The following is a 5,022-nucleotide window of genomic DNA, read 5'->3' on the forward strand; positions in this document are numbered from 1 at the left end:
AGCGTCGCGGAGCTGGTCGCCGCCGAGGACGGCATCGACCTGGCGGTCGTGACCGCCAGGGACGACGCCCACGTCGAGCTCGGCCTCGCGCTGCTGGGTGCCGGCATCCCCACCGTGATCGAGAAGCCGCTCGCGCCGACCGCCGCCGCCGCGCAGCGCCTCCAGGCCGCGGCGCGCGCCGCGGGCGTGCCGGTCGTCGCCTTCCAGAACAAGCGCTGGGACCGCGACTACGCGACCGTTGCAGCCGCAGTCCGCGGCGGCGAGGTCGGCGAGGTCCTCCGCTACGAGGCCTGGCTGGTGCGCTGGAGCCCCGGCATCTGGGACAACTGGCGGGAGCAGGCACGGCCCGGCACCCTGGACGGACCGCTCGCCGACATCGGCAGCCACATGGTCGACCAGGCCGTCGCCCTGCTCGGTCCCGTCCGTTCCGTCATCGCCGAGCTGGATGCGCGCCGTCCGGGGACGCAGGTCAGGGACGACGGCTTCCTCGCGCTGTTGCACGACTCCGGTGCCCGCAGTCACCTGCACCTCGGGGCCATGACCTCGTGGCCGGTGCCGACCTTCGTGGTCCAGGGCACGGAGGCGGCGCTCGTCTCCACCGGCCAGGATGGCCAGTTCGCGGCGGTCTTCCACGGCGTCGGCCCGCTCGATCCGCGCTGGGGATCCTTCGACACCTTCGAGACGCGCCGGCACGCCGGCGGCCCGCCCGGACCCGTCCCGCTCCCGGGACCGGTGACCCCGGTCGCGCCGGTGGACACCGATGCCCGTGAGTTCTACCGCATCCTCGCCGGCGCGCTCGACGGCGACGGCCCGCTGCCCGTCGACCCGGCGGAGTCGCTCCACGTGCTGCAGGTGCTCGAGGCGGCGGCGCGTTCCGCCGCCTCCGGCAGCGCGCCGATTCCGGTCCCGTCGCCCCTTCTGCACGAAGCGGACGGATAGCATCCGATGGTGACCGGCACCCGGGTGGATCGTCGTGACGTGGCGGCCCCACCGCCATCGGGCCGCGACATCCTGCTCCTCGCGCAGATCGTCGACCTCGTCCGCACCGGCGTCGCGAACACCCGTCCGGAGCTCGAGCAGGCCACCGGCCTCGGCCGCACGGTCGTGAACGAGCGGCTCCGCGAGGGCATGGACCTCGGCGTCCTCGAGGAGGGCGGCACGGCCCAGGCCGAGCGGGGCAGGCCCTCGCGCACGGTGCGCTTCCGCTCAGAGGCGGGCCTGATCCTCAGCGCGAGCTTCGCCGACAACTCCGTCTGGGCCGCGGTGAGCGACCTTGACGGCACAGCCTTGCTGCGCAGCACGGCCGACGCCGACGTGCTCCAGGGCCCCGACGTCGTGCTCCCGATCGTGCACGGGCAGTTCGAGTCGCTGCTGAAGCGCGTCGCGCACGGCCGCTCCGTGTGGGGCGTGGCGCTCGGGCTACCGGGTCCGATCGACTTCACCTCGGGCCGGATGGTCGCGCCGCCGATCATGCACGGCTGGGACGGCTACGACGTGCGCGGCTGGTTCCGGAACCGCTACGAGGCGCCCGTCTGGGTGGACAACGACGACAACCTCCGCGCCTTCGGCGAGTGGGCGCTCGACCAGCCGCGGGACGCCCGAGACCTCCTCTACGTCGAGATCGGCGAGGGGATCGGCAGCGGACTCATCACGGGTGGCCGCGTGCACCGCGGCGACACGGGCGCGGCGGGCGACATCGGGCACTTCCGGGTGACCGACGACCCGACCGCGGTCTGTCGCTGCGGGCGCACCGGGTGCCTCGCGGCGGTCGCCAGCGGCTGGGGGCTGAGCCGCATCCTCACGGCCGCGGCCGAACGCGGCGAGAGCCCGATGCTCGCCGACCTCCTCGCCCGGAACGGTCACATCCTGGGGCTCGAGCTCCGCGACGCGATCGCCGCCGGCGACCCCGTCACGATGGCGGCGGTGCGCCGCGCGGCCCGCTTCACCGGGCTCACGGTGGGCGGCCTCGTCAACTTCGCAAACCCGGGCACGCTCGTGCTCGGCGGCACCGCGCTCCTGGGCAGCGACGTCTTCTTCGAGACCTTCAAGGCCGCCGTGCTCGAGCAGGCGATCGAGCTGGCCGCCCACGACCTCGTCATCCGGCCGAGCACGGCCGACTTCGAGGTCGGCACCGTCGGCGGCGCGCTGCTCGTCGCGCGGCGCCTCTTCCGGCAGGACGCGCTGCAGCTGTGGCTGGCCGCGGGCACGCCGATCGGCTCCGCGGTGCGCATCCAGCAGCTCGTCTAGCGGCTGGGCCACGCGGCCTCGCTCAGCCCTCGCGGTTGTAGTACGGCCAGGGCAGGAAGCGCCGCTCGCCGCGGCGGTCGGGGCCATGCAGGGTGACCTCGCCCGTGGCGGCCCATTCGACGCCGCGCGGGAACATGCGGATGAACTCGATCCGCCGGAACGTGTCGATGTCGTGGCCGATCGTGATCGTGAAGCAGCGACCGGCGCCGTACTCGTTGATCCACGCGAGCGGCTGGTCGGTGTTGATGCCCGGCATCGCCGCGATGCCGCCATCCGGGATGTTGACCGGGTAGTGCGACATCGGCCACATCGGGGCGTTCTCGTACGACTCGAGGTCGTCGAAGGTGGTCAGCAGCACCTGCGTGCCCTCGTGGATCTCGACGCCCGTGAGGATGTCGTCCCCGGTGACGGTCCAGCGCGCGTTGATCCCCTCGGTGATCGGATGCCGCGGGTCGACGACGTCGAGCTGCGCCTCGCCCCAGGGCCGTGGCCGGAGGCTCGTCTGCTGGTTCAGCTTCGCGCCGCGCATGACGTTGTACTCCTCGGGGTAGCCCCAGTCGTCCTCCTGCGCGGCCGAGCCGTGGAACCAGACCATGCCCTTGCCGTCCTCGTGGACGAACTTCAGCAGCGCGGCGTCGGTCTCCTCGCCGAAGCCGACGGCCTTGTCGAAGTAGCCGTCACGCCCCTCGAAGATCACGAGCACGACGTCGTACTTGTCGATGATCTCGGCGCCGAGCCCGCGCGGTTCCTCCACGACCCGCACCCGGAAGCGGCCGGTGTCCTCCAGCAGCGTGGTCAGCCAGGCGTTGTGCTGGCGGAAGCTGCGGTGCTCGTTGTCGTGCTCGCGGGTCATGTGACCGGACAGGATGAGCACGTTCAGCGGGTCGGGCACGGAGTCCGCCTCTCGTCGTCGGGAATGCGGTGGATGGCGCCGCCGGCGGCGCGGGCGTCACGCGCCGCCGGCGGACGGATGGTCAGCCTCTCGAGCTGGAGAAGGCGGCGTCGAACGCGGCCGCCGACGGGGTGAGCGCGTTCGCGCGCACGAACTCGAGCGCCTGCGGGGCGCCGACGAGGCGGTCCATGCCGGCGTCCTCCCACTCCACCGAGAGGGGGCCGTCGTAGCCGATGGCGTTCAGCGCCCGGAAGCACTGCTGCCACGGCACGTCGCCGAGCCCGACCGAGACGAAGTCCCAGCCGCGGCGCGGATCCGCCCACGGGAGGTGGGAGGAGAGCCGGCCGTTGCGGCCGTTGCCCGTCTGCACCTTCGAGTCCTTGCAGTGCACGTGGTAGATGCGGTCGGCGAAGTCGAGGATGAACCCGACCGGGTCGATCTGCTGCCAGACCATGTGGCTGGGATCCCAGTTGAGCCCGAACGCCGGCCGGTTGCCGATCGCGTCGAGCATCCGCTTGGCGGTCCAGTAGTCGTATGCGATCTCGCTCGGGTGCACCTCGAAGGCGAACCGGACCCCGACCTCGTCGAACACGTCCATGATGGGGTTGAAGCGGTCCGCGAAGTCCTGGAACCCGGCCTCGACCATCTCGTCGGGCACGGGCGGGAACATCGCGACGGTCTTCCAGATCGACGAGCCGGTGAAGCCGGTGACCGTCTTCACGCCGAGCGCCTTCGCCATCCGGGCGGTGTCCTTCAGCTCCTCCGCCGCGCGCTGCCGCACGCCCTCGGGCTCGCCGTCGCCCCACACGCGGTCCGGCACGATGCCGCGGTGCCGGGCGTCGATCGGGTCGTCGCAGACCGCCTGGCCGACGAGGTGGTTCGAGATGGTCCAGACCTGGAGGCCGTTCTTCTCGAGGATCGCCTTCCGGCCGGCGACGTAGTCGGCGTCGGCGTGACGGGAGACGTCGAGGTGGTCGCCCCACGAGGCGATCTCGAGGCCGTCGTAGCCCCACTCCCCCGCGAGCCGGGCCACCTCCTCGAACGGCAGGTCGGCCCACTGGCCGGTGAAGAGGGTGATGGGGCGGGTCATGCGATCTCCTTCGCGAGCAGGGTGCGGATCAGGGCGTGCTGCCGGCGCAGCTGGTCGGCGGCGCGCCCCGTCTCATAGTCACCTTCGTACTCGCTGCTGAGGAATCCGCTCCACCCGCGGCGCACGAGCACCTCGAGGAACTCGGCCCAGGGGATGTGGTGGTCCTCGAGCGAGTCGTCGATCTCGTAGAACTTCGCCTGCACGTGCACGACGTGCTGCAGCACGTCCTCGAGGTCCGCGACCGGCACGACGGGGGTGAGCGGCGGCCGCGCGGACCCCCGGCCCATCCGGCTCGGCACGCCGCCGCTGCGGTGGTGCATCGACTTCTGGAAGACGCCGGTGTCCATCAGCAGGCCGAAGTGCTTCGTGCCGGTGCGTTCGATGAGGGCGATGTAGTCGTCGACCACCTTCGAGCGGATGACGCTCGGCCAGTGGATCTCGGGGCAGATGATGACGTCCAGCTCCTCGGCGAGGTCGAGCACGCGGAGCGTCGCCGGCTCCCAGACGGGATGCGGCTCGAGGTCGGAGGTGACGACGCCGAGTTTGGGGCGGACGTATTTGAAGCCGAGCTGCGCCGCGAGCCGGAGGTCGGTCTCGAGCTGCTGCACCGCCTCGTCCTCGCTGATGTCGCGCCCCGGGAAGCGGCGGTGGTCGACCCACGAGCCGTAGCAGGTCGGGGTGAGGCCGAAGCGGTCGAGGCGCGCGAACCAGGCGTCGAGCCAGGCGGTGGGCGGGTTCGGGTAGTCCTCGATGTGCGCTTCGCCGAGGATCTCGAGGCCGGTGGCGCCGAGGT

At 72.0% G+C, this 5,022-nt stretch carries 5 protein-coding genes; 2 read left to right on the forward strand and 3 right to left on the reverse strand.

The annotated features are described in order from the left end of the window. Both VIG76_RS13175 and VIG76_RS13180 read left to right on the forward strand, forming a co-directional pair. Positions 1-939: Gfo/Idh/MocA family protein (locus tag VIG76_RS13175; RefSeq protein ID WP_331954895.1), on the forward strand; the 939-nt coding region annotated here is incomplete at its 5' end. Between the two features lie 9 nt (positions 940-948). Continuing rightward, a complete protein-coding gene (locus VIG76_RS13180; protein ID WP_331954897.1) occupies positions 949-2,247 on the forward strand; it encodes an ROK family protein in 1,299 nt (432 codons plus the stop codon). Between the two features lie 22 nt (positions 2,248-2,269). On the opposite strand, the gene VIG76_RS13185 is transcribed toward VIG76_RS13180, so the two are convergent. The 3 genes from VIG76_RS13185 to VIG76_RS13195 all read right to left on the reverse strand — a co-directional run. After that, entirely contained in the window at positions 2,270-3,139 is an 870-nt protein-coding gene (locus tag VIG76_RS13185) for a ThuA domain-containing protein (protein ID WP_331954899.1), read from the reverse strand. An 82-nt stretch (positions 3,140-3,221) separates the two neighbouring features. Further along, positions 3,222-4,229, reverse strand: a complete 1,008-nt coding sequence (locus VIG76_RS13190; protein ID WP_331954901.1) for a sugar phosphate isomerase/epimerase family protein — start codon at positions 4,227-4,229, stop codon at positions 3,222-3,224. Continuing rightward, positions 4,226-5,022: sugar phosphate isomerase/epimerase family protein (locus tag VIG76_RS13195; protein WP_331954903.1), on the reverse strand; the 797-nt coding region annotated here is incomplete at its 5' end. The genes VIG76_RS13195 and VIG76_RS13190, both read right to left, overlap by 4 nt.

Origin of the sequence: Amnibacterium sp. (assembly GCF_036559085.1) — a bacterium.
Lineage (GTDB): Bacteria > Actinomycetota > Actinomycetes > Actinomycetales > Microbacteriaceae > Amnibacterium.

Bases quoted from the DNA above. Each gene is read 5' to 3' on its own strand.
- VIG76_RS13190 (WP_331954901.1), bottom strand. From the start codon at position 4,229: ATGACCCGCCCCATCACCCTCTTCACCGGCCAGTGGGCCGACCTGCCG.